The 25,462-nt window shown below is 68.9% G+C and carries 23 protein-coding genes; 7 read left to right on the forward strand and 16 right to left on the reverse strand.

Translation table 11 applies throughout. The features are described from left to right. Nucleotides 1-53: 53 nt before the first annotated feature. A complete protein-coding gene (locus HCR68_RS07450; RefSeq protein WP_167148205.1) occupies nucleotides 54-356 on the reverse strand; it encodes a WhiB family transcriptional regulator in 303 nt (100 codons plus the stop codon). Nucleotides 357-744: 388 nt separating this feature from the next. On the opposite strand from HCR68_RS07450, the gene guaB reads away from it, so the two are divergent. Continuing rightward, nucleotides 745-2,307 (forward strand): IMP dehydrogenase, encoded by a 1,563-nt coding sequence (guaB, locus tag HCR68_RS07455; RefSeq protein ID WP_243858989.1) that lies wholly within the window; start codon nucleotides 745-747, stop codon nucleotides 2,305-2,307. 22 nt (nucleotides 2,308-2,329) lie between these two features. Here the strand turns inward: guaB and HCR68_RS07460 are convergent, their stop codons facing one another. After that, nucleotides 2,330-3,112, reverse strand: a complete 783-nt coding sequence (locus tag HCR68_RS07460) for an exonuclease domain-containing protein (RefSeq protein ID WP_167148209.1) — start codon at nucleotides 3,110-3,112, stop codon at nucleotides 2,330-2,332. 158 nt (nucleotides 3,113-3,270) lie between these two features. On the opposite strand from HCR68_RS07460, the gene HCR68_RS07465 reads away from it, so the two are divergent. The 3 genes from HCR68_RS07465 to HCR68_RS07475 all read left to right on the forward strand — a co-directional run bounded on the left by HCR68_RS07465 (nucleotide 3,271) and on the right by HCR68_RS07475 (nucleotide 5,823). Then, nucleotides 3,271-4,395 (forward strand): GuaB3 family IMP dehydrogenase-related protein, encoded by a 1,125-nt coding sequence (locus HCR68_RS07465; RefSeq protein WP_167148211.1) that lies wholly within the window; start codon nucleotides 3,271-3,273, stop codon nucleotides 4,393-4,395. A 168-nt stretch (nucleotides 4,396-4,563) separates the two neighbouring features. After that, on the forward strand, nucleotides 4,564-4,830 hold the full coding sequence (locus HCR68_RS07470; RefSeq protein WP_009233328.1) for an HPr family phosphocarrier protein: 267 nt from the start codon (nucleotides 4,564-4,566) through the stop codon (nucleotides 4,828-4,830). A 99-nt stretch (nucleotides 4,831-4,929) separates the two neighbouring features. Continuing rightward, nucleotides 4,930-5,823 (forward strand): GRP family sugar transporter, encoded by an 894-nt coding sequence (locus tag HCR68_RS07475; RefSeq protein WP_167148213.1) that lies wholly within the window; start codon nucleotides 4,930-4,932, stop codon nucleotides 5,821-5,823. A gap of 289 nt (nucleotides 5,824-6,112) precedes the next feature. On the opposite strand, the gene HCR68_RS07480 is transcribed toward HCR68_RS07475, so the two are convergent. Beyond that, nucleotides 6,113-6,343 carry a hypothetical protein gene (locus HCR68_RS07480; RefSeq protein WP_167148215.1) on the reverse strand — a complete coding sequence of 77 codons (231 nt, stop codon included), beginning with the start codon at nucleotides 6,341-6,343 and terminating at the stop codon, nucleotides 6,113-6,115. Nucleotides 6,344-6,373: 30 nt separating this feature from the next. Next, nucleotides 6,374-8,092 (reverse strand): sodium:solute symporter family protein, encoded by a 1,719-nt coding sequence (locus HCR68_RS07485; protein WP_167148217.1) that lies wholly within the window; start codon nucleotides 8,090-8,092, stop codon nucleotides 6,374-6,376. Between the two features lie 136 nt (nucleotides 8,093-8,228). Between HCR68_RS07485 and HCR68_RS07490 the strand changes: the two genes are divergently transcribed. Both HCR68_RS07490 and HCR68_RS07495 read left to right on the forward strand, forming a co-directional pair. Continuing rightward, nucleotides 8,229-8,783 (forward strand): ribonuclease H, encoded by a 555-nt coding sequence (locus HCR68_RS07490; RefSeq protein ID WP_167148219.1) that lies wholly within the window; start codon nucleotides 8,229-8,231, stop codon nucleotides 8,781-8,783. 107 nt (nucleotides 8,784-8,890) lie between these two features. Continuing rightward, nucleotides 8,891-9,397, forward strand: coding sequence for a GtrA family protein (locus HCR68_RS07495; RefSeq protein ID WP_167148221.1), 507 nt, complete (start codon nucleotides 8,891-8,893; stop codon nucleotides 9,395-9,397). 116 nt (nucleotides 9,398-9,513) lie between these two features. Here the strand turns inward: HCR68_RS07495 and HCR68_RS07500 are convergent, their stop codons facing one another. The 11 genes from HCR68_RS07500 to HCR68_RS07550 all read right to left on the reverse strand — a co-directional run bounded on the left by HCR68_RS07500 (nucleotide 9,514) and on the right by HCR68_RS07550 (nucleotide 22,492). Then, a complete protein-coding gene (locus HCR68_RS07500; RefSeq protein WP_167148223.1) occupies nucleotides 9,514-10,230 on the reverse strand; it encodes a response regulator transcription factor in 717 nt (238 codons plus the stop codon). Next, nucleotides 10,227-11,558, reverse strand: coding sequence for a histidine kinase (locus tag HCR68_RS07505; protein WP_167148225.1), 1,332 nt, complete (start codon nucleotides 11,556-11,558; stop codon nucleotides 10,227-10,229). The genes HCR68_RS07500 and HCR68_RS07505 overlap by 4 nt, the downstream gene beginning before the upstream one ends. 18 nt (nucleotides 11,559-11,576) lie before the next feature. Next, on the reverse strand, nucleotides 11,577-12,464 hold the full coding sequence (locus tag HCR68_RS07510) for an ABC transporter permease (protein WP_167148227.1): 888 nt from the start codon (nucleotides 12,462-12,464) through the stop codon (nucleotides 11,577-11,579). 92 nt (nucleotides 12,465-12,556) lie between these two features. Further along, nucleotides 12,557-13,756, reverse strand: a complete 1,200-nt coding sequence (locus HCR68_RS07515; RefSeq protein ID WP_167148229.1) for an ABC transporter ATP-binding protein — start codon at nucleotides 13,754-13,756, stop codon at nucleotides 12,557-12,559. A gap of 186 nt (nucleotides 13,757-13,942) precedes the next feature. Beyond that, the gene (locus HCR68_RS07520) at nucleotides 13,943-15,127 is read right to left on the reverse strand and encodes an acetate kinase (RefSeq protein ID WP_167148231.1); all 1,185 of its coding nucleotides are present in this window, start codon (nucleotides 15,125-15,127) and stop codon (nucleotides 13,943-13,945) included. A 152-nt stretch (nucleotides 15,128-15,279) separates the two neighbouring features. After that, nucleotides 15,280-17,334, reverse strand: coding sequence for a phosphate acetyltransferase (gene pta, locus HCR68_RS07525; RefSeq protein WP_167148233.1), 2,055 nt, complete (start codon nucleotides 17,332-17,334; stop codon nucleotides 15,280-15,282). 174 nt (nucleotides 17,335-17,508) lie between these two features. After that, nucleotides 17,509-18,543 (reverse strand): PepSY domain-containing protein, encoded by a 1,035-nt coding sequence (locus HCR68_RS07530; protein ID WP_167148235.1) that lies wholly within the window; start codon nucleotides 18,541-18,543, stop codon nucleotides 17,509-17,511. 20 nt (nucleotides 18,544-18,563) lie between these two features. After that, entirely contained in the window at nucleotides 18,564-18,986 is a 423-nt protein-coding gene (locus tag HCR68_RS07535; protein WP_167148237.1) for a hypothetical protein, read from the reverse strand. 165 nt (nucleotides 18,987-19,151) lie between these two features. Next, nucleotides 19,152-19,988, reverse strand: a complete 837-nt coding sequence (locus HCR68_RS07540) for a sulfite exporter TauE/SafE family protein (RefSeq protein WP_167148239.1) — start codon at nucleotides 19,986-19,988, stop codon at nucleotides 19,152-19,154. A gap of 189 nt (nucleotides 19,989-20,177) precedes the next feature. Beyond that, on the reverse strand, nucleotides 20,178-21,176 hold the full coding sequence (locus tag HCR68_RS07545; RefSeq protein ID WP_167148241.1) for a sugar phosphate isomerase/epimerase: 999 nt from the start codon (nucleotides 21,174-21,176) through the stop codon (nucleotides 20,178-20,180). Between the two features lie 98 nt (nucleotides 21,177-21,274). After that, nucleotides 21,275-22,492: a Gfo/Idh/MocA family oxidoreductase gene (locus HCR68_RS07550; protein ID WP_167148243.1), complete on the reverse strand. Its 1,218-nt coding sequence runs from the start codon at nucleotides 22,490-22,492 to the stop codon at nucleotides 21,275-21,277. Between the two features lie 404 nt (nucleotides 22,493-22,896). Here HCR68_RS07550 and HCR68_RS07555 point away from each other — a divergent pair, with 404 nt between their 5' ends. After that, nucleotides 22,897-24,267 (forward strand): FAD-dependent oxidoreductase, encoded by a 1,371-nt coding sequence (locus tag HCR68_RS07555; protein ID WP_167148245.1) that lies wholly within the window; start codon nucleotides 22,897-22,899, stop codon nucleotides 24,265-24,267. Between the two features lie 64 nt (nucleotides 24,268-24,331). Here HCR68_RS07555 and HCR68_RS07560 read toward each other — a convergent pair whose 3' ends face one another. Continuing rightward, a complete protein-coding gene (locus tag HCR68_RS07560; RefSeq protein ID WP_167148247.1) occupies nucleotides 24,332-25,357 on the reverse strand; it encodes a LacI family DNA-binding transcriptional regulator in 1,026 nt (341 codons plus the stop codon). Between the last annotated feature and the right edge of the window lie 105 nt (nucleotides 25,358-25,462).

Below are 25,462 nucleotides of genomic sequence, written 5' to 3' on the forward strand. Positions count from 1 at the left end.
GACGTTGACTTGGGAACGTCTGTGCTGTCGATTCCCTGAAACAGGGCGGAGCGTCAGGCCGGTTCGTTGGCGAAACGGCGTGCCTGCTGCTCGTAGTAAGCGCGCCGCTCCTCCTCGCTCATGCCTCCCCAGACGCCATAGGGCTCACGAGTGCTTAGAGCATGCTCTCGGCACTCCTCCAGGACGGGGCAGTCCTGACAAATGGCCTTTGCTCGTTCGTCCCGTCGTCGACGGGAACCGCCTCTCTCTCCTTCGGGGTGGAAGAAGACCGCGGAGTCCATGCCGAGGCAGGCTCCCCGGTACTGCCACTCCCAGAGAGTGGAGATCGGACCGGGCAGACGCGATGAGTCGTGCATTGCCTCCCTCCCCTCCTTTGGATATGGCGGTCGGGCACACCGAACTTGATGCGCTATACGTAACGATAAGATCGCACGGGGCGCTAATCAAGAAGAATCATTCTATCTCACAACGAAATTATCTCCAGATTTCCTGGGTATCTGTGCTTCGGTTATCTGAAAACGTGCGTCACATTGTGGCACACGAATAGCAGAAACGTTTTGTGAATGATGTATGTATGTGGAACATCTTTTTTCTGAAACGTTCCGCGTTCATTGCCTCTTTATTTTTGGGGTGCACGTCACGTCGTCGTGGTGGTCTCAGGGGCGGCCCGGGGTGTCCGCCTCGGCCCTTGGGAGTGCCCGGCTCCTGGCGGCTCGGAGGGGTGAGCGGCCGACGCAGGCGGATATGCACGGGAAGGTCGGGTCGTCCTACGATGTCCCCGTGAGCGACTCGATCACCAGCCCTGACGTCTTTGCCCCCACCGGACTCACCTACGACGACGTGCTCCTGCTGCCCAGGCTGACCGACGTCATCCCCTCCGAGGTCGATACGACCTCCAGGCTGACGCCGAGGATCAGTCTGGCAACCCCTCTGCTCTCGGCCGCCATGGACACCGTCACCGAGTCGGACATGGCCATCGCCATGGCCCGCCAGGGCGGTATCGGCATCCTTCACCGCAACCTGTCCATCGAGGAGCAGGCCCAGCAGGTCCGGCGTGTCAAGCGTTCGGAGTCCGGCATGGTCTCCGACCCGGTGACCGTCGGGCCTGACGCCACGATCGCCCAGCTCGACGAGCTCTGCGGCCACTACAAGGTCTCCGGGCTGCCGGTCGTTGACGAGGGCGGCAACCTTCATGGAATCATCACCAACCGCGACCTGCGCTTCGTCCCCCCGGAGCGCTGGGCGAGCCTGACCGTGCGCGAGTGCATGACGCCGCGAGACCGTCTCATCACCGGTACCACCGGCATCTCTCGGGAGGACGCCAAGGCGCTCCTGGCCGAGCACCGTATCGAGAAGCTCCCCCTCGTCGATTCCCAGGACCGTCTCACCGGTCTCATCACCGTCAAGGACTTCGTCAAGACCGAGCAGTACCCCAATGCCACCAAGGACGCCGAGGGGCGCCTCGTGGTGGGGGCCGCCGTGGGCTACTGGGGGGACACCTGGGACCGTGCCGGCGCCCTGGCCGATGCCGGCGTGGACGTCCTCATCGTCGACACCGCCAACGGCGGAGCCAAGCTGGCGCTGGAGATGATCTCCCGTCTCAAGTCCGACTCCGCCTTCAGCGGCATCGAGGTCATCGGTGGCAACGTCGCCACCCGCGAGGGCGCTCAGGCGCTCATCGACGCCGGGGTCGACGCCGTCAAGGTGGGGGTGGGGCCGGGCTCAATCTGCACCACCCGCGTCGTCGCCGGTGTGGGCGTGCCCCAGGTGACGGCCATCTACGAGGCCGCTCGCGCCTGCAATCCCGCCGGGGTCCCGCTCATCGCCGACGGCGGCCTGCAGTACTCCGGTGACATCGCCAAGGCCCTCGTGGCCGGAGCGGAGACGGTCATGCTCGGCTCGCTCCTGGCCGGCTGCACGGAGTCGCCCGGGGACCTCGTCTTCGTCAACGGCAAGCAGTGGAAGCGCTACCGCGGCATGGGATCACTGGGTGCCATGAGCTCGCGCGGCCGCACCTCCTACTCCAAGGACCGCTACTTCCAGGCCGACGTCTCCTCCGACTCCAAGATCGTCCCCGAGGGCATCGAGGGCCAGGTCCCCTACTCCGGGGCGCTGGGCGACGTCGTCTACCAGCTCATGGGCGGGCTGCACCAGTCCATGTTCTACGTGGGTGCCCGCACGATCCCCGAGCTCAAGGAGCGCGGACAGTTCGTGCGCATTACGAGCGCCGGCCTCAAGGAGTCCCACCCCCACGACGTCAAGATGACCGTCGAGGCCCCCAACTACACCGGGCGCGACAGCGCCTGAGCCGGCTCTCCCCGCCCGCGGCTCAGTGGGCGGGGGAGTCCGGCAGGGGCCAGGTGGTCTGTGCCGGAGTGCGCGAGGGGTTCCTGCGGGCCAGCCACTCGTTGAAGGACTCCGCCCAGGCGCGGTGGGCCCGGGCCTGGAAGGCGACGAGCTCCTCTGGGCTGAGATCCGAGACCTGCGGGTGGGCCGTGGCCAGCGCCTCAAGCACATCGAGCGTGGCGGCCACGTCCACCTCCGCGGTGTGCAGGGCCTCATCGACCCGCACGCCGTAGACCTCGCAGAGATCGCCCAGGCGGCGTTTGCCTCGGCGGTAGCGGTCCACGGCCCGGTCCAGGACCAGGGGGTCGGCGATGGGCCCCAGCTCGCGCCCCAGGCGCGAGCGCATCGTGGGCAGGCCGTGGCGGGCGAGCTCGGCCTCCATGAGAGTCAGGTCGTAGGAGGCGTTGAAGGCGACCACCGGGGATCCGGCCGTCATCGCCGCCACCAGATGGTCACTCACCTCTGCCAGTACCTCGGCCACCGGCCGTCCCTCGGCGCGGGCCCGCTCGGTGGTCACGCCGTGGACCGCGGAGGCGGCCTCGGGGATCTCCACACCGGGATCGGCGAGCCACGTGGTCACCGACTGCTGCCGGCCTCCATCGGCCCGGGGCCCTGTCCGCCAGACGAGCGCGGCCGTGACGAGGCGGTCCCGCGAGGGATCCACGCCCGTGGTCTCGGTGTCGAAACCGAGCAGAGGGCCGAAGGGCCAGGTCTGGAAGGCGCTGGAGGTGGCGTCGGACGCGGAGGAGGAGTGCGGGGTGCTCATGGGTCCAGCATGCCACCGGGGTACGACACCTATGGCGACCGCTACCTGCTCCGTCCGGGGCTCGTCCGTCCTCCGGCTCATGCAGGCCGCGCCGGCTTGCGCAGGAGATGGCGCCAGTCGGTCCGGTAGATATCGGGTGGGGCCACTAGGATCGGACCATGAGCACAGAGGTCGAGATCGGACGCTCCAAGCGCGCCCTGCGCGCCTACTCCTTCGACGACATCGCCCTGGTGCCGGCCCGCCGCACGCGTGACACCTCCGAGGTGCGGGTGGGCTGGCAGATCGACGCCTACCACGTGGACCTGCCGGTCATGGCCTCACCCATGGACTCGGTCATGAGCCCCGAGACCGCCATCATGGTGGGCCGCCTGGGCGGGATCGGCGTGCTGGACCTGGAGGGGCTGTGGACCCGCTACGAGGATCCCGCCGACGCCCTGGAACGCATCCGTCAGGCCGACCCGTCCCAGGCCACCAGCGTCCTGCAGGAGGTCTACCGGGCCCCGGTCAGACCCGAGCTCATCACCGAGAGGCTCTCGCAGATCCGTGCCTCCGGCGTCGTCGTCGCCGGGCGGCTCAGCCCCGCCCAGACCCAGCGGCACTGGCGCACCGTCGTCGAGGCGGGGGTGGACCTCATGGTCATCCGCGGCTCCTTCGTGTCGGCCGAGCACGTCTCCGGCGCCGTCGAGCCCCTCAATCTCAAGCGCTTCATCTACGAGCTCGACGTGCCCGTCGTCGTCGGCGGGGTGACCACCTACACCGCCGCCCTCCACCTCATGCGCACCGGCGCGGCCGGGGTCCTCGTGGGCCAGGGCGGCGGGGCCTCCTCCTCGGTGCGCCAGGTCCTGGGCCTGCACATGCCCATGGCCACCGCCGTGGCCGACGTCGCCGGGGCCCGGCGCGACTACCTCGACGAGTCCGGGGGACGCTACGTCCATGTCATCGCCGACGGCTCGGTGGGCAACTCCGGGGACGTCGTCAAGGCCATCGCCTGTGGCGCCGACGCCGTCATGCTCGGTGCCGCTCTCGCCCGTGCCGAGGAGGCGCCCGGCGGCGGGTACCACTGGGGCGCCGAGGCCCGCCACGAGCGCCTGCCGCGGGGCTTCCGCAGCCACGTGGGCACGGTCGGCACCATGGCCGAGATCCTCAACGGCCCCTCCGACCGCGCCGACGGTACCCTCAACATCATGGGTGCGCTGCGCCGCACCCTGGCCACCACCGGCTATGCCGACGTCAAGGAGCTCCAGCGGGTTGAGATCGTCCTGGCCCCCTACATCGGCTCCTGAGTGAGCCCCGCCACGACCAACAGCCTTTTTGAAGGTCGGAACAGTGCAACTGAGCCGTGATCTCGGGTAGTCTCAGCCGGGACGGCAGCCATCGCGCTGCTGAAACCGGTGCGGGGGCATGATCCGGTTCCCGCACCGCTAGCCCCCACATGTCACAAGGAGCTTCACATGGCCCAGGTCACCGCCACCATCGCTTCCAAGGTCGGTCTGCACGCCCGTCCCGCCGCCACCTTCGTCAAGGCCGTCGCTGAGAAGGGCGTCCCGGTCACCATCGCCAAGGAGGGCGGCGCTGCGGTCGACGCCTCCTCCATCCTCGGTGTGATGACTCTGGGCGCCGGCTTCGGTGACGTTGTCACCCTGGCCTCTGACGCCGACGGCGCCGACGCCGCTCTCGAGGAGCTCAAGGCCCTCCTCGAGACCGACCTGGACGCCTGATAGCAGCCACAGCTGACGGGGCGCGCTCCACTGCGGGGCGCGCCCCGTTCGCGTGCGAGTGCTTGAGCGCCCGCACGCGAACAGTGCCGCACGCTCACCATGGACATCGTCGTCGCTCTCGTTCCGTCCCTGCTCTTCGGGGCGCTCTCCCTCCTGCTCGGGGCCTTTCCCACCGACACCCGCCGTCAGAACACCGCGGTCATGGTGGGGGCGGGAGTCGTCTCGCTGGTGTGCTCAGCCCTGCTCGGGGTGCCCTGGTCCCCACGTGCCACCGTGTGGGGCGCGGCCTGTGGGCTCATGTGGACCGGCGGTCAGGTCTTCGTTCTGCGGGCCTTCCGCGCCTGGGGCGTCAGCCGCACCATGCCGTTGACCACTGCCCTCCAGCTCCTGCTCAACGCCACCCTGGGGGTGAGCCTCTTCGGCGAGTGGCGCGCTCCTGGCGCTCTGGCCCTGGGATCGGGGGCGCTCGCGCTCATCATGGTCGGGGCGGCTGCCTGCTCCTGGCAGGAGCGCACCGGCCCCGGCCCCACGAGTGCGCAGCGACGTGACGGGTTGCTGGCCACTCTCGCCTCCGCCGTCCTCTACGGCTCCTACCCCTCGCTGCTGCGGGCCGTCCACGTGCCCTCGGCCCACGCCGTGGGTCCCATGGGACTGGGGCTGCTGGCCGGTGCGGTCCTGTGCGCCCTCGTCCTGCCTCGGAGCTCGCCCCTGCGCGGGCCGCGGATCGCACCGGCGGCGCTCGCCGGGGGCTTGTGGGCGATCGGCAACGCCCTCATGCTGCGCTCGACGGCGGCTGTGGGCGTGGCCTCCGGCTTCACCCTCTCCCAGCTCGGCTTCGTCCTGGCCACCGTCGGAGGCCTGACGATTCTGGGGGAGAGGCGCACCGGTCGGGAGCGGGTGGTGGTAGCAGGAGGAGTCGTGGCGGCCGTTGTCGGCCTGGTTCTCATGGGACTGGCCACCAGCATGGATTCGGCCTCGTCCTCATCCGGCTAGGTCGGCTGTGGTTGCCGGTCGGGGCGTCGAGGACGTACTTCTCCGGCCAGGACTGCGCTTTCTCGCAGACGACTGAGGCCAGACCCCAGTCGTCTGCGAGAAAGCGCAGTCGCCGTCACGAAGGTAAGTCCTGGTTGGGGATGGGAGGGTAGGTCACCGTTTGAAAGAGCTCCGTGCAGGATGCGCGACTACGACGGCGGCGCCGTCGCAGCGGGAGGCTGCGGCGACGCCGTCGATCGGTTTGGCGGTGAACCGGCCTTGGGGCTGACTCAGTCGAGCTCGGGTGGGCTCAGTCCTGCTGGCCGCCTGAGGGGTTCGGCTTGATCCACCACCACAGGCCCATGCCCGCGGCGATGGCCAGCAGGCCCAGGCCCGCCCACAGGTTGGCGTTGATGCCACCGGTCTTGCTCATCTCGTCGGCGCTGTTGAACAGGAACGAGCACACCACCAGGTAGAGGCCGATGAGGCCCAGCGCTCCGGTGATGACCGCCCGGATGTCGGTGAGTGAACGATTGCTCATGAGTGTTCTCCTTCGTGTATCCGGGTGGGTCTAGTGGAAGATGCTGTTGAGCGTGATCACCATGAGACCGGCGATGATCCCCAGCGGGATCGGACGGCGGTACCAGGGCAGCTCGTGCAGGTGCGGGTCGGTGCGCTCGCTCCTGGGCGTCAGGGCGTAGACGAAGCCCTTGAGCTCGGAGTCGGGCTTGGGGCGGGTGACCATGGAGACCAGTACCGTGATGACGACGTCGACCGTGAAGGCCACACCCGCCGCCAGGAAGGCACCGCCCTGTCCCGGCATGACCAGGCGCTCGGTCCGGATGAGGATGTTGACCCCCAGGGCCCCCAGCGTTCCGCCGACGAGCCCGATCCAACCGGCCTGAGGCGTGGCCCGCTTCCAGAACATACCGATGATGAAGGTCGCGAACAGCGGTGCGTTGAACATCGAGAACAGCGTCTGGAGGTAGTCCATGAGGTTGGAGTAGCTCGAGGCGATGATCGCGGTGAGGATCGCGACGATGGAGGCCGTCAGGGTCGAGAGCTTGCCGACCTTGAGGTAGTGGGCGTCGTCGGCGTCCTTCTTGAGGTAGTGCTGGTAGATGTCCACGCCCCACACGGTGTTGAAGGCGGAGATGTTCGCGGCCATACCGGCCATGAAGGAGGCCAGCAGGCCCGTGATCGCCAGGCCCAGCAGGCCGTTGGGCAGCAGGTCTCGCATGAGGTAGAGGACCGCGTCGTTGTACTGGTAGCTCGTATCGGCGCCGGACTTGAGCTGCTGGACCTCGGTGACCAGGACGCCGGCGACCATGCCCGGGACGATGACGAGGAAGGGCACGAACATCTTGACGAAGGTGCCGATGATCGGAGTGGACTGGGCCGAGGAGATCGAGTCCGAGGCCATGGCCCGCTGCACCTCGACGAAGTTCGTCGTCCAGTAGCCGAAGGACAGCACGAAGCCCAGGCCGAAGACCAGGCCGATGACGGACAGCGCATTGGAGTCGAAGCCGGAGATCGAGTTGCCGGGCCAGGAGTGCAGCTGCTGTGACGGGTCCGTGCCGGCGAGCTTGGCGGCGTCGGTGATCTTGCCGGTCAGGCCCTGCCAGCCGCCCACGCGGTGCAGGCCGATGAGGGTCAGGGGTAGCAGGGCCGCCACGATGACGAAGAACTGGAGGACCTCGTTGTAGATCGCTGCGGAGAGCCCGCCCATCGTGATGTAGGAGAAGACGATGACGGCGGCGACGATGAGCCCCACCCACAGGGGCCAGCCCAGCAGCCAGTTCATGATCTTGCCCAGCAGGTACAGGTTGATGCCGGCGATGAGCAGCTGGGCCAGGGCGAAGCTGAGCGCGTTGACCAGGTGGGCGGCGGTGCCGTAGCGCTTGAGCATGAACTCGGGCACCGAGCGCACCTTGGAGCCGTAGTAGAAGGGCATCATGACCAGACCCAGGAAGATCATGGCCGGGACCGCGCCGATCCAGAAGTAGTGGAAGGTCGGCATGCCGTACTCGGCACCGTTGGCGGACATCCCCATGATCTCGACCGCGCCGAGGTTCGCCGAGACGAAGGCGATACCGGTCACCCAGGCCGGCAGGGAACGGCCCGAGGTGAGGAAGCCGTCCGCCGTGGCCGCCTTGGCCCGGGCGATGAGTCCGACGCCGATGACGAAGGCGAAGTAGATGGCGATGGGGATGTAGTCGTACCAGCGTGCGGCAATGAGTGTGCCGGATGACGCTGACGAGGCTGACAGGGCGTGCAGCGTGGAGGACATCGGTGTACCTCTCGAGAATTTGTTTCAGTTGAGCAAGATCATTCTTGCTGACGGGCAGACTAGCACGGCGGTGATACCGGCACGGGAGGTTGCGTCTGTCCGGGACTTACCGGGGTCGGTGGGTAGAGTGCGCTCCATGACGCTGACTGCTGCTGCCGACGGCTCCTCCCTGGGCAACCCGGGACCGGCCGGCTGGGCCTGGTACGTGGATGACGACTGCTGGGCCGCCGGAGGCTGGGAGAGCTCGACCAACAACCGCGGCGAGCTCACCGCCGTCCTCGAGCTCCTGCGGGCCACGCAGGCCGCCGGACTCGCCGGTGAGGAGCTCCTCATCCAGTGCGACTCCCAGTACGTCATCAACTCACTGACCAAGTGGCGCCACGGCTGGAAGAGGCGCGGCTGGCGCAAGGCCGACGGCAAGCCCGTCCTCAACGCCGACCTCGTCAAGGACCTCGACGCCGCGCTCGCGGGCCGTACGGTGCGCTTCGAGTGGGTGCGCGGCCACGTCGGCCACCCCATGAACGAGGCCGCCGATTCCCGGGCCCGCGGCGCCGCCACCGCCTACCAGCAGGGCCGCCCGGTGCCCTCCGGCCCGGGCTGGACCCGAGGCGACCGGCCCCAGGGGGCCACGCCGAATGCTCCTACGTCGAGCGCCCCCGCCGCCGCGCCGCAGACCGACGCCCTGTTCTGAGACGAGAGTCCGGGGAGAAGGCCCCCGGCACCACGGCGACATGGACTCACAGGAACGGCACAGGCGCGTCAAACAGGCGGCATAAGGCCTCAGGCGAGGCTGAAGCCATGACGACGACGAGCCCCGCCCTCCCCACGCCGGCCACTCCCTCCGCCTCCCGCCCCACGGTCCTCAACCGGCTGGCCCACCTGCGCCGCCGCATCCCCACGGTCATCCTCTTCGCCACCGTGTCCTTCTCCGGTTGGACGGTCGACTACGTCCTGGCCCTCGTCCTCAACTCACTGACCGGCTCGGTCCTCTACGCCGTCGTCGGCGCCCGGATCGTCTCCTGCACCCTGGGCTTCCTGCTCAACCGGCGCCTGTTCCGGGCCGCCCCGGAGACCTTCTGGCGCTCAGCCGGCGGCTACGCGGCCGTCCAGGGCGGGGTCGCGGCGACGTCGTACGCCGGTATCTCGGTCCTCACCGGCGCCGGGGCGCCTCTGTGGCTGGCCAAGGTGCTCGTCGACTCCACGCTCTTCATCGTCAACTACCTGGCTCAGTCCCGCCTCGTCTACCGGGTCCCCGCCCCGGTCGAGCAGTCCGCCATGGCGCCGGCTCTGGCGACGGCGGCCTGACGCCTACGACCTCAATGGTCCCGCCCGTGATCAACGGAGATCACGGGCGGGACCATTGGTGCCGGCGGATGGTCCTGGCAGCCGGCCTCGGCTAAGACCTCGGGAGGAGAAACGGGTCAGAGCTGGGCGTCGCGCATGAGGATGACGAGCTGGACCCGGTCACGCAGGTCCAGCTTGGTCAGGATCCGGGTGACGTTCTTCTTGACCGAGTCCGGGGCCAGGACGAGTCGCTGGGCGATCTCCGCGTTCGTCAGTCCCTGGGCCACCAGCTCGGCGACCTCGCGCTCACGCGGGCTGAGGCGCTCGAGGCGTCTTCGCGCCGCGCGCTGCTGAGGCGAGGCGATGGGCCTGAGCATGTGCCGGTTGAGCAGCTCGCGCGTGATGCGCGGGGTGAGGATCGCGTCGCCGCAGCTGACCGCCCGCAGCGCCTGGTGGAGCTGGGCCGTGCGGGTGTCCTTGAGCAGGAAGCCCGAGGCGCCTGCGGACAGTGCCCCGAAGGCGAACTCGTCCTGGTCGTAGGTGGTCAGCACCAGGGTCCGTATCGAGGGGTAGAGCTGGGTGATGCGCGCCGTGGCGTCGATCCCGTTGAGCACCGGCATGCGCACGTCCATGAGAATGACGTCGGGAAGCGGGCGGTGCTCCTGGAACAGGTCGGCGAGCTGGTCGAGGGCGTCCTGGCCGTGCGCTGCCTCGGCCACGACCCTCAGGTCATCTGCCCGGTTGATGATGAGGGACAGGCCCATGCGGGTCGCCTTCTGGTCATCAACGATCATGACCGTGATCGGGGCGAGCCTCTCCGGGGCCGGCGAGGAGGGGAGGGAGACAGTGGTCATGCCTCCTCCTGAAGGGGGATGTAGACCGGGACGACGGCGCTCAGCACCCAGCCGCCGGAGCCAGGGGCGATGCTGGGGCCGACCTCGAGCGCGCCACCGCGCTCGCGGATCACGGAGGCCAGATTGGTCAGTCCGTGACCGGTCGACTTCTCGGGGGAGTCCTGCGAGAAGTCGCTGCGTACGGTGACGTGTCCGTCGTCGGATACGGTGATCCGGGTGGATGAGCCGGTGTGGTCCAGGGACACGACGACGCGCGTGGCACCTTCGGCGTGCCGCATGACGTTGGTCAGGGCCTCCCGGACGACGATGTAGACGAGCTCCCCGATCGCCCGTCCCGCCGCTGTGTTGCTGGGGCGCAGACCGGTCTCGGTCAGGACCACGTTCATGCCGGTCGCCCGTGCCGTGGTCAGCAGGTCCTCCAGCTGCTCCCAGCCGCGTGCTCCCGTGGCGACTGCCGGGTGCGGACCGGTGGTCATCGTGCCTGCACCGAAGTCGTCGAGGATGTCGGGTGAGGACTGCAGCGAGGCGACGGCGCTCCTCGTGTCGGCCAGGCCGTCGCGGGCCAGCGAGTTGACCAGGTCGATGGCCTCGTTGACGTCCGGGCTGCCACCGGCGCCGTGGAGCCCCTCGGACAGGGCGATGATCGCGGTCAGGGAGTGGCCCACGGAGTCGTGGAGCTCGGCCGCCACCCTGGCCTGGTACCGGGCGGCGTCACGCTGTACCACAAGCTGCTGCTCGGCCCTCTGGGAGGCGAGCTGGGCGTCCCCGTGCTCCAGGGCCTCCCGACGCGATCGGGTGATCGATGCCACGGTGACCACGGCGATGAGGAATCCGGCCTCCTGCATGAAGTCCGACAGCGGCACCCTCTCCCGCATGAGCCCCGGCAGGGGGCCGTTGAATGACGCGAGATAGGGGATGAACAGGAAGACCAGGGTGGCGCCGATGCCCAGGATCCGATCCCGAACGCTTGCGATGGCAATCAGGGTGTAGACGCTCACCAACAGCGGGATGAGGAACTCTGCGGAGTCGCTCTTGATCATCTTCACCATGAGAGCCACGTTGTTGATGATGACGACCACCAGAGGCCAGCGCCGCCGCCAGATCAAGGACAGACCGGTCACTGCGGTGAGCACTATCTTGATCAGGGGGATGCTGATGCCGACTAAAACGGTGGTCCAGATGAAGAAGCCCTGGACCAGGGCGTTGATGATGACGACGGCCCACCGCCCCACGGGGCTGGTCCGGTACCACTCGGCGATGCGGTCCAGGCGGGTCCTCGGGACGCGGGGATCGGTCTCCGGGAGCCGCTCGATGGAGATGTCCTTCATGCCTGGAGCCTCACTGTCTCACCGTCGTCTCACCGTGAGGAGCAGGGCCAGGGCGAGGATGACCACCCATACCAGGCTGATGAGTCCGTCGGTCGCGGCTGCGCCCGGCGAGGTCATGGCCCCGGGAGTCAGGGACGCGGTGGCCCGGGTCAATGCGGTCATGGGATTGAGTGCGCTCAGCGGCCGGGCCGCGAGGAGCATCGCCGTCCCCGCGACTGCCCCCAGGAGCACGGCGGTCATCGTGGCGGCGTAGGACCTCATGATGAGACCCAGCCAGGTGACGAAGGCCAGAATGACCCACATCCCCAGTGCCACGGCAGCGAACCGCGGCAGGTAGGCGGCCAGGCCCATCGGACCGAAGCCGGCGACGAGCCCGGTGATCGCAGTGGTCAGGACGAGGATCGTGGTGGTGGCGACCGCGACCTGCAGCCCATGGAGCAGCTTGCCCGCGATCACGGTCGCCTCCAGACGGTTGGCCCTCATCTGCTGCCAGCTGCGCCCCCGGCGCTCGCCGGCGGCGATCTGCGCCGCGAAGCCGCCCAGAGCCAGCGGCAGGAGCCACATGGAGAGCAGCAGCGTGGAATGAGGCCAGAGGACATCCCAGGTGATGCCCTGGGCCGGGAGGTCGGCCTGATAGGTCCGGTACTGCAGGTAGCCGGACAGGGACGACAGGGTGCACAGAACGGTGACGGCTGCCCAGTACCACCAGTTGGGAGCCTTGCGGTTCTCCCAGTACCAGGCGGTGCGCACCGAGGGCCGACGACGTGCACCAGCCGGCGGGCGCGAACCGGTTGGACGCGTCGACGTCGTGAGACCAGGCGTGGTGAGGGATGTTGAGGACGCTGAGTGCGTTGAGGGCATGGTGTAACTCGGTGCCGGGAACGTGGATGGTGCGACGGTGCTCATCACTAATTCTCCTTACGGATAGTAATGCCTGAGGCGATGGAGATCCAGCCGACTCTGCCGGTGCGACCAGTGCTGTGAGGCCGGCCGAATGGCTAAGTGCTGCGAGTGCTTGCCGCCGGTTGGGGAGCACGAGTGGGGTCGATCAGCTCCAGGAAGGCCTGCTCCCGGGTCCTGCGCACGGCCTGGACACGGTAGACGGTCGTACCCGAGGTGACGATTCCTGTGATGAGGCGGCCGACGGCGTCGTCGGGCATCATGGCGGTGCGCACCGCCCCCCGACGCACCTCATGGGCGATTCCGAGGGAGGTCAGGAGAGTGGAGACGGCTGTGGGCGCGGAGACGGTCATCTCGATGACGCCGTCGCTGTCCAGTCCGGACAGGGGGCCCTGGTAGTGCAGGCCCCCGGCGCTGAGGATGCCCACGGTGTCGGCGATCTGCTCGATCTCCGAGAGAAGCTGGGAGGAGACGATGATCGTCCTGCCCTCCTGATGGGCCAGGGTGACAATGATTCGACGGATCTGCTGCGCCGCGGTCTGGTCGAGCCCGTTGGTGGGCTCGTCCAGCAGCATGAGGGGCGGGTCGGTCAGCAGTGCCATGGCCAGAGCGAGGCGCTGCTTCATCTCCGTCGCGTAGCGCCTGACCCGCATGTTCTCCTGTCCGTCCAGACCGGCGGCAGCCAGAGCGTGATCGACGCGGCTACTCGGCAGGCCCAGGTAGGCGGCCATCATGGCGAGGTTCTCCCGGCCGGTCAGGGTCGGGTAGTAGGAGGGCCCCTCAATGAGAGAGCCGACCGCCCCCGGAGGCAGGCGGCGATGGGCAGTGACCTGATGTCCCAGGGCGCTGATGCTGCCCGATGTCGGGTGGGCCAGTCCCAGCAGGAGCTTGAGGACGGTGGACTTGCCGGCCCCGGTGGGACCGAGGAGCCCGTAGACCCCTCCGGCGGGCACTCGCAGGCTCACCCCGTCGACGACGTTGACGCCGTTGTAGGAGCGGGTCAGGTCGTCAGTGGTCACTGCGAGGTCACCGGTCGGGGCCGGGAGGGCCCCGGGGACGGTGGGGGCCACGAGACGCGGACTCGGGGGAGAGACCGGTACCGGAGCCGGGGCTGGGGCGGCAGCGGCGGCGGGATGAGCGACGGGGGCGGTGACGGGGCTGGCGATAGGGCTGGTGAGAGGGTTGGTGGCAGGGCTGCCGACCGCGATGTCCGGCTCGGGGAAGAAGACGGTGGGCGGTGCAGGCGTCGTGGCTGACAGCGGGGAGGTCAGCGAGGCGGTCGGGGGCGCGATGCTCATGAATCCATGCAAGCGTTTGAAATCCTATGAGCGCATCATCGTCAGCCTATCTGTCCCCCCCTGGGGGACGACGCGCGGTGCCGCAGCCGGCCCCTGTCAGGGCGGCTGCGGCACCGCGCAGTGATGTCCCGGTGATGTCCCGGTGATGTCCCGGTCCGGGGTGGGCCGACGCCGGCCTCCGGGGACTCAGATGAGGGTGAGCGACTGGCGCGCGATGGCGAGCTCCTCGTTGGTGGGCACCACGAGCACCGTGACCCCCGAGTCCGGGGTGGAGATGACGCGCGGCTCGTCGGAGCGGGTCGCGTTGAGCTCGGGGTCGATCGCCACACCCATGAAGGCCAGGCGCTCGCAGAGCTCGCGGCGCAGGTTCGCGTCGTTCTCACCGATGCCGGCGGTGAAGGTCAGCGCGTCCAGGCCGCCCATGACGGCGGTGTAGGCGCCCACGTACTTCACGAGGCGGTGCAGGTAGATGTCCATGGCCTCGCGGGCCTCCTGCTCGCCCGCGTCGATGCGCCTGCGGACCTCGCGCATGTCGTTGTCACCGGCCAGGCCCTTCATGCCCGAGCCGCGGTTGAACAGGTGGTCGATCTCCTCGATCGACATACCGGCCACGCGCGCCAGGTGGAAGACGGCGGCCGGGTCGATGTCACCGGTGCGCCCGCCCATGACCAGGCCCTCCAGCGGGGTCAGGCCCATGGAGGTGTCCACGGCGTGCCCGGCCACGACCGCCGAGGCCGAGGCGCCGTTGCCCAGGTGCAGGACGATCTGCTTGAGGTCGTCGCGGCCCAGGAGCTCGGAGACCGCCCCGGAGACGAACTGGTGGCTGGTGCCGTGGGCGCCGTAGCGGCGGATCGAGTAGGTGTCGGCCACCTCGCGGTCCAGGGCGTAGCGGGCGGCCTCCTCGGGCAGGTCCTGGAAGAAGGCGGTGTCGAAGACGGCCACGTGCGGTACGTCGGACAGGAGCCGGCGTCCGACCTCGATGCCCTTGAGGTGGGCGGGGTTGTGCAGCGGGCCCAGCGGCACGAGCTGCTCGATGCGGGCCACGACCTCGTCGTCGATGAGGGCCGGGCCGGAGAAGTAGCGCCCGCCCTGGACGACGCGGTGGCCCACGGCCACGATGTGGGCGTCGGCCAGTGAGGGGCCCTGCTCCTCGAACAGGCGCAGTACCTCGGACAGGCCGAAGCCGTGGTCGGGGACCGGCTCGGTGATCTCGGTGCGCTCCTCACCGTGCTTGTGGATGATGGCACCGGTCTCCTCACCGATGCGCTCCACCAGCCCGGAGGCGAGCGAGGCGCCCGAGTCGGGGTCGACCAGCTGGTACTTGATGGAGGAGGAGCCGGAGTTGATAACGAGGACGGTGCGCTGAGTCACGGGGTGCCTTTCAAGAGCGGTAGGGGATGGACGCGGGGATGACTGACGAGAGCCTGACGGGGATCCTGGCCGAGGTCCGACCGGGTTCCAGTGGCTGCGGGGCCGGGACCGGGCCGAGTGGTCGGCGGTCCCGGCCCCGGGTCACACTGGCCTCAGCCCTGGGCCTGGACGGCGGTGATGGCGACGGTGTTGATGATGTCCTCCACCAGGGCGCCGCGCGAGAGGTCGTTGACCGGCTTGTTGAGGCCCTGGAGGACCGGGCCGATGGCGATGGCGCCCGAGGAGCGCTGCACCGCCTTGTAGCCGATGTTGCCGCTGGACAGGTCCGGGAAGATGAAGACGTTGGCCCGTCCGGCCACGAGTGAGTCGGGGGCCTTCTTGGCGGCGACGGTCGGGTCGATGGCGGCGTCGTACTGGATGGGGCCCTCGACGGCGAGCTCGGGCTCCTTGGCCCGCACCAGCTCGGTGGCCTCACGGACCTTGTCGACGTCCGCTCCCTTGCCGGAGGTCCCGGTGGAGAAGGACAGCATCGCCACGCGCGGCTCGACGCCGAACTGGCGGGCGGTGGCGGCCGAGGAGATGGCGATATCGGCCAGCTCGGCGGCATTGGGCTCGGGGTTGACGGCGCAGTCGCCGTAGACGAGCACCCGGTCCTGCAGGAGCATGAGGAAGACCGAGGAGACGATCGAGGTCCCCGGCTTGGTCTTGATGATCTGGAAGGAGGGGACGATCGTGTGGGCGGTGGTGTGGGCCGCGCCCGAGACCATGCCGTCGGCGTCTCCCATGTGGACCATCATCGTGCCGAAGTAGGACACGTCCTGGACCTTCTCGCGGGCCTGCTCCAGGGTGACGCCCTTCTTGGCGCGCAGGCGGGCGAACTCCTCGGCGTACTTCTCCAGCAGCTCGGGGTCGCCCGTGGCGATGACCCGGGCGGCGGCGATGTCCAGGCCCAGCTCGGTGGCGCGGGCGCGCACCGTGGTCTCGTCGCCCAGCAGCACCAGGTCGGCGATGCCGCGGCGCAGGATGGCGTCGGCGGCCCGCAGGACCCGGTCGTCGTCGGGCTCGGGCAGGACGATCGTTCTGCGGTTGGTGCGCGAACGATCCACCAGCTCGGCCTGGAACATGATGGGGGTGACGACCTCGGAGGGCTCGACCTCCAGCGCGGACAGCAGGGCGTCGACGTCGGCCTCCTGCTCGAAGGTGGTGACGGCCACGTCGATCTTGCGCTCGGAGCCGTGGGCGAGCAGGCCCTGGAGGGAGCCGGCCGCCGAGGCCGCGGCGAAGGTGTCCAGCGGGGAGGTGATGACCGGGATGTTGACGTCCAGGCCCTCCAGGAGGCGCAGCGCGTGGGGTGCCACCTCGAAGCCGCCGTTGAGGATAAGGCCGGACAGGATCGGGAAGCTGGAGGACGCCTGGGCCGCCATGAGCGAGATGAGCATGGCGGAGCGGTCGGCCGGCACGATGGCGAGCTGGCCGGCGGTCAGGCGCTCCAGGACGTGGGAGACGTCCATGGCGCACACGAGGACCGACTCCGCCTCGCGGTCCAGGAGGGTCTCGTCGCCGGCGATGAGTGTGCCCTCGACGGCGTCCAGCACCTCGCGCACCGCGGGGGCGGCCAGCAGCGGTACCTCGGGCAGTGTGGTGGAGGTGATGCCCTCGATGGCGGTCAGGGCCTCGGTGATGGCTTGGCGGTTGTCGGGGCGGCACTTGTTGGCCACGACCGCGACGGTGCGGGCGTGGTTGTCGGCGATCTCTGCCATGGAGACCTCCACGGAGCCGACGACGTCCTCGGCGTCGTGCTGGCCGGAGACCACCAGCAGCACCGGCACGCCGATGTTGGCGGCCACCCGGGCGTTGAGGGCCAGCTCGGGGTTGCCGGCGACGTCGGTGAAGTCCGAGCCGTCGATGATGACGACGTCGTGCTCGCGCGCCAGGGCCCGGTAGGCGTCGACGATGCGGGCCAGGGCCTCCTCGGGGTCGGCGTGGAACTCGTCCCAGGTCGCTCCGACGCACTGCTCTGCGGGAGTGGTGGAGCCGGCGCGGTTCAGCAGGAGGCTGAGGAAGGCGTCGCCTTGACGGCTCTCCACGAAGGGGCGGAAGACGCCGACCTTGGCGACCACCTTGGTCAGACAGGAGACCAGTCCGAGGGCCACCGTTGACTTCCCGGTTCCGGCGTTGGGTGAGGCGATGTAGATACTGCGCGCCACGTTGGGTCCTTCTCGCGTTGTCTTGGAGTCAGGGGCGCCGGCTCATTCCGGTGCCGTACGGGTCCGATTGTGCCCCGACCTGCGGGTTGTCTGCGACCAAAGGCCCGGTCTCAATCCGTCTTGTGATGTGGGAACGGGCACATGCGCGGAGCTCAGGGCGGGCGTCGCAGGGCGTTATCCGGCCCGAGCGCTGGGCTCCCGGTCGGGTGCTGGCGGGACCGTGGTCCGCCCGGTTCCGGGGTCGACGCTCACCGCGATGCTGCCGCTGGAGCGCTGGTGGAGGTTCCGCGCACCCTGGGAGAGCCAGACCGTGTAGGTCGACGACGGGTCGTCCGGCTCGGGGAGGAACAGGGCGACCGGCCGGCCCCCGCGTGCCTGCTGAGCCGCTGCGAGGGCGCGGCGCGGACCGATGTCCTGTCCCTGATCGGTGCGGCTGCGACCGCCCGGGGCCTCGGTCACCGCGACGGAGGCGGGGGATGCCTGCCGGGTGGGGTGGATGCCGAAGGCGCTGGCGTAGTAGCCCCACAGGAACAGCAGGGGGAGAAGGACCAGTCCGGCCGCCTTGAGCAGATCGGTGTCTCTCGACAGACGCCTGCTGCGCCAGCCGGCGGACAGGGCGGTGCGTCGGTAGCGCTGGAGCGGCCACCACACCCTCAGCCCGCTGACGGCGAGGACCAGCAGGACCACGCCCGACGTGGCCACGATGAGACCGCCGACGGTCAGGCCCCTGCTCTCGTCCCACCAGCGGGTATGGGGGATCTCCTGGGACATCCAGCGGACATGACCAGGGCCCTGGCAGGACAGGAGGCAGCGGTGCAGGTTGTCCAGGGCGGCGATCCAGGGCGGAGCAGTGGCCGCCCGACTGATCTCGCCCCCGGCGGAGGGATCGACGGTGTAGGCGGCGTGCTCGGTCCTCACCTCGATGACGTCGTCGACCCACGTGGCGGACACAACGGGCTCGTCGGGGTGGGCGCGCTCGATCGTCGCGATCGCTTGAGGCAGCCAGACCTGGTCGGGGCCGGCGCCGTGGGAGTGGGCGGACGGGTTCAGCGGGCGCAGGCTCTCCCCTTGGACGGGCAGCACTGTGCCGCTGAGGGTGATGATCAGCAGGACCAGTCCGGCCGCCGCCGACAGCCAGCGTCTAACGAGTGCCAGTGCCCTGGAGGTGCGGGAGGGCGGCGGGGGGAGGGGGACGGCCGAGGGGGTCATGGTCGAGCTGGATGAGAGGACTAGAACCCGGTGGGCGCCAGCAGGGCCGCCAGGGTGCACAGGCAGCTGAGGCCTGCGATGAGGACGTAGACGTAGCGTCCGCGGTAGCGGCGCATCCACAGCGAGCGGGCGCCGCTGAGGCTCACGGCGGTGCCGGCGACCTGGATGACCAGGGCTGTTCCGACCGCCAGCGGACCGGCGGCGCCGATGGCGGGGGCCAGGGCGTAGACGATGACGCACCTGAGGCCCGAGGCCCACAGTCCCAGCATGACGGCGTGGACATCGGCGCTGACCAGAACGGGAGACTCCGCTGCGACCTCGGATGCAGCGGAGGCCTCGACGGTCCCGTCATCCTTCGAGGATTCGGCGTCAGCGGCATCGACGCCGCCGGCGTCCTCACCTGGCGAAACGTCGACATAATCAATACCGGCCGAACTCTTCATACTGATGAATACGGTAACGGTCAGGATAAATCCCGTCAATGCTCCGGCCTGAGGTGAAGATGTGATGTCAGACAGGCTGTCTTGAGGGAAATACTCGCTGGTGGGTACCTGTTTTGTGCGCCGGAGAAATAGAGTCCGCCTGCCTGGCCTCCGTCACGATCCGCTCTAGCGCAGCAGGGGCAGTGCGGAGACGATGGTCAGTGCGACGATGATCGGCTCGAAGACCCGCTGATCCATGTGCTCGGCGAGTCGGCGGCCGGCCAGGGCCGAGACGATGACGACCGGTGCGGCGACGGCGGCCAGCGACAGCATCGTGGCATTGACCAGACCGGCTGAGACGGAGAAGGGCAGCTTGACGAGGTTGACCAGGAAGAAGAACCAGGCGGTCGTGCCCAGGAAGGCCTTGACGGGGTAGCGGCAGGCCAGGAAGTACATGGAGGTCACCGGGCCGCCGGCGTTGGCGACCATCGTGGTGAAGCCGGCCAGGCCGCCGTAGACCAGTCGGGCGAGGCGGCTGCCGGCCGCGGGGGTGACGGGTGCCCCGGGCGCCCCTGGTGCCCCACTCGCTCGCGGCGTCGGATCGGTTGAGGTGCGCTGTCGTTCCCCAGTGGCGTCCTCGGTCCTGCTCCTGCCGGCCGAGCGGCGCTGGAGGAGGGTGATGGCGACCAGGAGCAGCAGGATGACGCCGATGAGGCGACGGGTGGAGTCGTTGGAGGCCAGGTGCAGGAACAGCGCGCCGGCGCCGACCCCGGTCAGGACCGCGGGGACCAGCCTGCGCAGCATGTGGAAGTCGGCGTCGCGGCGGTAGCTCCACACGGCCAGCAGGTCGCCGGTCATGAGCATGAGCAGGATGGCGCCGGTGGACTCCTTGGCCGGCAGTACTGCGGTGCACAGGGCCACGGCGATGGTGGCCGCCCCGGGCAGGGCGGTCTTGGCGATGCCGCACAGGGCCGCCACGACCATGAGCAGGATCCAGGCGGTTGCGGTCAAGGTGGGGAGCACGGGCCGGCCTCTCAGCGTTGAGAAGGAGTTGAGAAGGAGTTGCGAAGGTGGCGTCGGTACGGAGCGGAAGCGCAGACTTTGTCCTGACTTTTACTCAGTCTAACGGACGCGCGCCGACGGCGAGGACCGGTGGGCGGGTCCTCGCCGTCGGTGAGCTGAGTGCGCGTGGCCGTCAGTAGCGTCAGCCGCTCAGAGCCTGGCGGCGGCCTCCAGCAGGTTGCGCGCGGAGATCTGGAGCCCCTCGACGTTGCCGTACTCGGCGTCCTCGTGCTCGATGTTGACATTCATCTCCGGGTCGACCTCGGCGATGGCGGTCAGGAACTCGGCCCAGTAGTCGGTGTCGTGTCCCAGGCCGAAGGCGACGAATCGCCAGGCCGGGTCCTCGGGCCAGGAGTTGCACCAGTAGCCGTAGGCCACCGGAACCTTGCCCTCGGCCTCAGCGGGCACGCGGCCGAAGTCGGTGTCCAGGACCCCGCGGTAGGCGGCGCCGGGGAAGATCCTCGTGTCCTTGGCGTGGACGTGCCCCACGAGGGAGCCCAGGCGCTTGGTGGCCGCGATCGGGTCCATCTGCTGCCAGAACAGGTGGGAGGGATCCATGTTGACCTTGATGTTGGTCGCGCCGGTCTCCTCGACGAGCCGCTCGAAGGCGGGGACGTTGAAGACCAGGTTGCGCGGGTGCAGCTCCAGGCAGACCTGGACGTCGTTGTCGCGGGCCAGGGCGTCGATCTCCTTGAAGAAGGGCACGACGACGCTCCACTGGTAGTCCAGGATCTCCATGTCGATCCCGTTCCACGGGTTGACGACCCAGGTGGGGTACTTCGCGCTCGGGTCGGTGCCCGGGGTGCCGGACATGGTGACGATCTCGCCCACACCCAGCAGGCCGGCCAGGCGGATGGCGTTGCGAATGTCCTCGGCGTGCTTGAGCCCCTCGTTGGGCAGCGGCGAGGTGGGGTTGCCCGAGGTGTTGAGGCCGGACAGCCTCATTCCCTTGTCCTTGAACAGGCCCAGGTACTCGTCGCGGGCGGTGGATGAGGCCAGGAGGGCGTCGACGGGGCAGTGCGGGGAGGGGATGAATCCTCCGACGTTGACCTCCGCCCCACTCAGGCCCGCGTCCTTGAGGACGTCGAGGGCCTCGGGCAGGGAACGGTCCTGGAGGCAGGCGGTGTAGGCGCCGTAGGTCAGTGGCATGAGTGGTCTCCTTGCGTGTCTGAGTGTCTGTGTCTTGGTGTGGCTGCTTGCTGTCTGTCCGGATGCGCCGGCTCAACAGGTCGGCTGGTGGAGGCGCCTCACAGGCTCGCGAGCTCGGGCGGGTCCGCGACGTCGACGGCGGCGCCCCCGGCGGCGGCCGAACGGGCCACGGCGTCGGCCAGCAGCATCTCCCGGTAGCCGTCGGCGAAGCTGGCGCAGCGGGGCAGGGCGCCCTGCTCGGGGGTGAGGCCGGCGACCTGCTGGAGGAAGGCGTGGGCCTGGTAGGTGAACTGCTCGATCTGGGTCAGCCCGACCCCGCCGAAGGCCATGGAGGAGCCTTGCGCGAAGTAGGGGAAGTCGGGATTGACCAGGACGCGGCGGGCTCCGCCCAGGCCGGCGGGGGAGTTGACGTCGTCGATCTTGATCTCACCGCAGCGGGCCAGGTCCCAGGAGACGCGTCCCTTGGTGCCCAGCACGTCGACCATGAGGGAGTTGGGCAGCCCCCAGGCCACGCGCGAGCAGGAGAAGGTGCCCACGGCGCCGTTGGCGAAGTGCGCGGTGAAGGTGGCGACGTCGTCGTTCTCCACCGGCTCGTAGGTGGCGTTCTCCGTGTCCAGGGCGGTGCCGCGGGTGACGTGGCCGGTGGCCACGGGGCGCTCCTTGATGGAGGTCATCATGGCGGCGCCCGAGACCGAGACGATGGGGCCGCAGATGACCTCGGCGGTGTCGATGAGGTGGCTGCCGACGTCGCCCAGCGCGCCTGAGCCCATGGGGCCCTTGTAGCGCCAGGCCATGGGGGTGGCCGGGTCGACGCCGTAGTCGCACCAGTAACGGCCGTCGAAGTGGTTGATCTCGCCCAGGTGGCCCTCGGCGACGAGTTTGGCGAGCTCGGCCACGGCGGCGTTGCGGCGGTAGGTGAAGCCGACGGCGGTGACGACACCGGCCTCCTTCTCGGCCTGGGCCATGGCGCGGGCGGACTCCAGGGTGTCCGCCAGGGGCTTCTCGCACAGGACGTGCTTGCCGGCCCTGATGAGGGCCTCGGCGATCTCGCGGTGCAGGGCGTTGCCCACCACGATGGAGACGATGTCGATGTCCGGGTCCTCGGCCACGACTCGCCAGTCGTCCACGGCGCGCTCGTAGCCGTAGCGCTGGGCGGCGTCCTCGGCGAAGGGGAGGTAGGCGTCGGCGATGGTGTGCAGGCGGACCGGTGGCAGGCCCAGGTCGAAGACGGTTCCGACCTGGCGCCAGGCGTTGGCGTGGGTGGTGCCGGCCATACCGGCACCGATGACGGCGACTGACAGGGGGGTGTTGCTCATGGTTGCCTCAGGTGTCCTCATTGACGAGCGTGGTGACTGATGGAGTCGTGTGCTGACATGAATTCACGCGCGTGAACTCATGGCTTCAGTCTGGTGTCCGGATGTGGTGGTGTCAACCGGTTCTGAGAACTTCGTCATGACAAAGGCGGTCGTCCTGCCGGGGGAGCGACGAGGCTGGGACCGTGGTCCCCGTCTGGGCGCTCTGCGGGGCGTCGCGAGCCGGGGGTGGGATGGTGCTGAGGTATCTCCAGGGAGGTGCGAGTCGACGGGGACTTGTGTCCTATGTCTTCATGGGGGTTTCGCCGTTATTAACGTGTGATCTATGTAGGATCTATATAAACCGGAGCTGGTGGGGACTACTGACCCGGTGGCCTCCCGCGCTCCCCGACGTAAGGACCCTGACCATGAGCAAGATCGTCGTCATCGGCGCCAACCACGCCGGCACCGCCTGTGTGAACACCATCCTGGGCAGCTACGGGACGGACAACGAGGTCGTGGTCTTCGACCAGAACTCGAACATCTCCTTCCTCGGCTGCGGCATCGCCCTGTGGGTCGGCCAGCAGATCGCCGGGTCGGAGGGCCTGTTCTACTCCGACAAGGCTCAGCTCGAGGCCGCCGGTGCCACCGTCCACATGAACACCGTCGTCGAGTCCGTCGACTTCGACGCCAAGGAGGTCCACGTCGTCGTCGACGGCGCGGCCCGCACCGAGAGCTACGACAAGCTCATCCTGGCCACCGGATCCTCCCCGATCGTCCCGCCGGTCGCGGGCATCGAGCTGGCCGAGGGCACCCGGGAGTTCCAGGCCACCCTGGACAACGTCCAGTTCATCAAGCTCTACCAGAACGCCGCCGAGGTGGTGGACAAGCTCCAGGACGAGTCGATCAGGCGCATCGCCGTCATCGGCGCCGGGTACATCGGTGTCGAGCTCGCCGAGGCCTTCGAGCGCCTGGGCCGCGAGGTCACGCTCGTCGACGTCGCCGAGGTGCCCCTGGAGGGCTACTACGACCCCGACTTCGGTGAGCGAATGAGCCAGACCCTCACCGAGCACGGCATCCGGCTGGCCCTGGGGCAGAAGGTGGTCGCCGTCGAGGGGGACGGCCGCGTCGAGCGCCTGGTCACCGACAAGGAGAGCCTCGACGTCGACATGGTCGTCGTCTCCGTGGGCTTCCGTCCCAACAACGAGCTGGGACGCGGTGAGCTCGAGCTCTTCGACAACGGCGCCTACCTCGTCGATCTCCACCAGCGCACCAGCCGCGAGGACGTCTACGCCATCGGTGACTGCGCCACCGTCCACGACAACGCCGCCGACGCCCCGAACTACATCGCCCTGGCCACCAACGCCGTGCGCTCAGGCGTGGTGGCCGCTCACAACGCCTGCGGCACCGCGATCGAGTCCGCCGGCGTCCAAGGCTCCAACGGCGTGTGCGTCTACGACCTCAAGATGGTCTCCACCGGCCTGACCTCGGCCAAGGCCCGCGAGTTCGGCTACGACCCGGTGGTCACCGAGTTCACCGACCTCCAGCGGCCCGAGTTCATGCGGACCCCGAACCACCCGGTGAGTATCAAGATCATCTTCGACCGCACCAGCCGCGTCATCCTGGGCTGTCAGATCGCCTCCCAGGAGGACATCTCGATGATGATCCACGTCTTCTCCCTGGCCATTCAGGAGAGGCTGACCATCGACAAGCTCGCCCTGCTGGACATCTTCTTCCTGCCGCACTTCAACAAGCCCTACAACTACGTCACCATGGCGGCGCTGACGGCGCCGCAGTGACCCGCCGGCCCCCTTCGGACCCTCTCGGTCTGAGCCGGCTGCGTGATCTCGTCCCTGGGGCGCCTCAGCGTCCCAGGGACGAGGTACGGGTGACGAGCTCAGGGGCCAGGACCACGCTGCGGGCCCCGGTCCCGCTATCGGTCTCTTGCGCGTCGTCGGGACTGAGCCCCGCGCGCCGGCACAGCAGGTCCACCGCCCGCTCGCCCAGCAGGTCCTCGGGCTGGTCGACGCTGGTCAGCGAGAACTCCTCGCGCAGGGCCAGGTAGGTGTTGTCGTAGGAGGTCAGGGCGACGTCGTCGCCCAGGGTCCGGCGGCTCTCACGCAGCACGGGGACGGCGTCGATGGCCAGGACGTCGTTGTGGATGACCAGGCCGAGCGCCTCGGGGTGCTCGTTCAGGGCCGCCCGGGTGGCGGGGCCCGCGTCCTCACCGCAGTCGCGCACCTCGAAGTCCAGACCGGCCGCCTCGGCCGCCCGGGCGAGCGAGCGCTCGCGGTTGTGACGGGAGGCCTCGTCGGTCATGCGGGGGCCGATGTAGCAGATGGTGCGCATGCTCAAGGCCGCCAGGTGGTCGACGACGAGACGGGCGGCGGCCTCCTCATCGACCCGTACCGAGTCGACCCTCCCGCCGGGGCTGCGGCGTCCGATGACGCATACGGGCACCTCCTCACCGATGGCCAGCAGGTCCTCACCGGGCAGCCAGGGCGAGACGAAGACGATGCCTGCGACCCGCACTCCGAGCAGGCTCTCGATGGCCTGGTGCAGGACCTCCGGCTGGTCGGAGCCGACCGTGACGAACAGGGTGAGTCCGCGCCGGGCGGTCGCCCGGCCCAGACAGGCCGCGATCTGCTCGAAGAAGGCGTTGCGCAGGTTGGGCAGGACCAGGCCGATGATGGTCGAGCGCTTCCGGGCGAGCGAGGAGGCCGAGACGTTGACCCGGTAGCCCAGGGAGGCCGCCACCTCCTGGATCCGTCTGCGAGTGTCCGCGGCCACCTTGGGCGAGCCGCTCAGGGCCAGCGAGACCAGGCTGCGCGAGACCCCGGCGGCGCGCGCGATGTCGCTCTGGGTGGCGGCGTGACCGTTGGTGCTCACGGATGTCCTCGCAGTGTCTTCTGTCCGAGTGAATGCTTATGAGGACTCAGGCTACTCGGCTGAGTATGCCAAGAGCTCTCCCGGCGACCGGTCCGCGTGTTACGC

The sequence above is a fragment of the Actinomyces sp. ZJ308 genome (genome assembly GCF_011752065.1).
Classification (GTDB): Bacteria; Actinomycetota; Actinomycetes; order Actinomycetales; family Actinomycetaceae; genus Actinomyces.

What these genes read in the sequence shown, in the direction of transcription:
- HCR68_RS07490 (WP_167148219.1), top strand. Translation starts at nt 8,229, where the DNA reads ATGACGCTGACTGCTGCTGCCGACGGCTCCTCCCTGGGCAACCCGGGA.
- HCR68_RS07495 (WP_167148221.1), top strand. Translation starts at nt 8,891, where the DNA reads ATGACGACGACGAGCCCCGCCCTCCCCACGCCGGCCACTCCCTCCGCC.
- HCR68_RS07530 (WP_167148235.1), bottom strand. Translation starts at nt 18,543, where the DNA reads ATGACCCCCTCGGCCGTCCCCCTCCCCCCGCCGCCCTCCCGCACCTCC.
- HCR68_RS07500 (WP_167148223.1), bottom strand. Translation starts at nt 10,230, where the DNA reads ATGACCACTGTCTCCCTCCCCTCCTCGCCGGCCCCGGAGAGGCTCGCC.
- HCR68_RS07550 (WP_167148243.1), bottom strand. Translation starts at nt 22,492, where the DNA reads ATGAGCAACACCCCCCTGTCAGTCGCCGTCATCGGTGCCGGTATGGCC.
- HCR68_RS07555 (WP_167148245.1), top strand. Translation starts at nt 22,897, where the DNA reads ATGAGCAAGATCGTCGTCATCGGCGCCAACCACGCCGGCACCGCCTGT.
- HCR68_RS07465 (WP_167148211.1), top strand. Translation starts at nt 3,271, where the DNA reads ATGAGCACAGAGGTCGAGATCGGACGCTCCAAGCGCGCCCTGCGCGCC.
- HCR68_RS07460 (WP_167148209.1), bottom strand. Translation starts at nt 3,112, where the DNA reads ATGAGCACCCCGCACTCCTCCTCCGCGTCCGACGCCACCTCCAGCGCC.
- HCR68_RS07510 (WP_167148227.1), bottom strand. Translation starts at nt 12,464, where the DNA reads ATGAGCACCGTCGCACCATCCACGTTCCCGGCACCGAGTTACACCATG.
- HCR68_RS07545 (WP_167148241.1), bottom strand. Translation starts at nt 21,176, where the DNA reads ATGCCACTGACCTACGGCGCCTACACCGCCTGCCTCCAGGACCGTTCC.
- HCR68_RS07535 (WP_167148237.1), bottom strand. Translation starts at nt 18,986, where the DNA reads ATGAAGAGTTCGGCCGGTATTGATTATGTCGACGTTTCGCCAGGTGAG.
- HCR68_RS07475 (WP_167148213.1), top strand. Translation starts at nt 4,930, where the DNA reads ATGGACATCGTCGTCGCTCTCGTTCCGTCCCTGCTCTTCGGGGCGCTC.
- guaB (WP_243858989.1), top strand. Translation starts at nt 745, where the DNA reads ATGCACGGGAAGGTCGGGTCGTCCTACGATGTCCCCGTGAGCGACTCG.
- HCR68_RS07470 (WP_009233328.1), top strand. Translation starts at nt 4,564, where the DNA reads ATGGCCCAGGTCACCGCCACCATCGCTTCCAAGGTCGGTCTGCACGCC.
- HCR68_RS07505 (WP_167148225.1), bottom strand. Translation starts at nt 11,558, where the DNA reads ATGAAGGACATCTCCATCGAGCGGCTCCCGGAGACCGATCCCCGCGTC.
- HCR68_RS07515 (WP_167148229.1), bottom strand. Translation starts at nt 13,756, where the DNA reads ATGAGCATCGCGCCCCCGACCGCCTCGCTGACCTCCCCGCTGTCAGCC.
- HCR68_RS07450 (WP_167148205.1), bottom strand. Translation starts at nt 356, where the DNA reads ATGCACGACTCATCGCGTCTGCCCGGTCCGATCTCCACTCTCTGGGAG.
- HCR68_RS07480 (WP_167148215.1), bottom strand. Translation starts at nt 6,343, where the DNA reads ATGAGCAATCGTTCACTCACCGACATCCGGGCGGTCATCACCGGAGCG.
- HCR68_RS07485 (WP_167148217.1), bottom strand. Translation starts at nt 8,092, where the DNA reads ATGTCCTCCACGCTGCACGCCCTGTCAGCCTCGTCAGCGTCATCCGGC.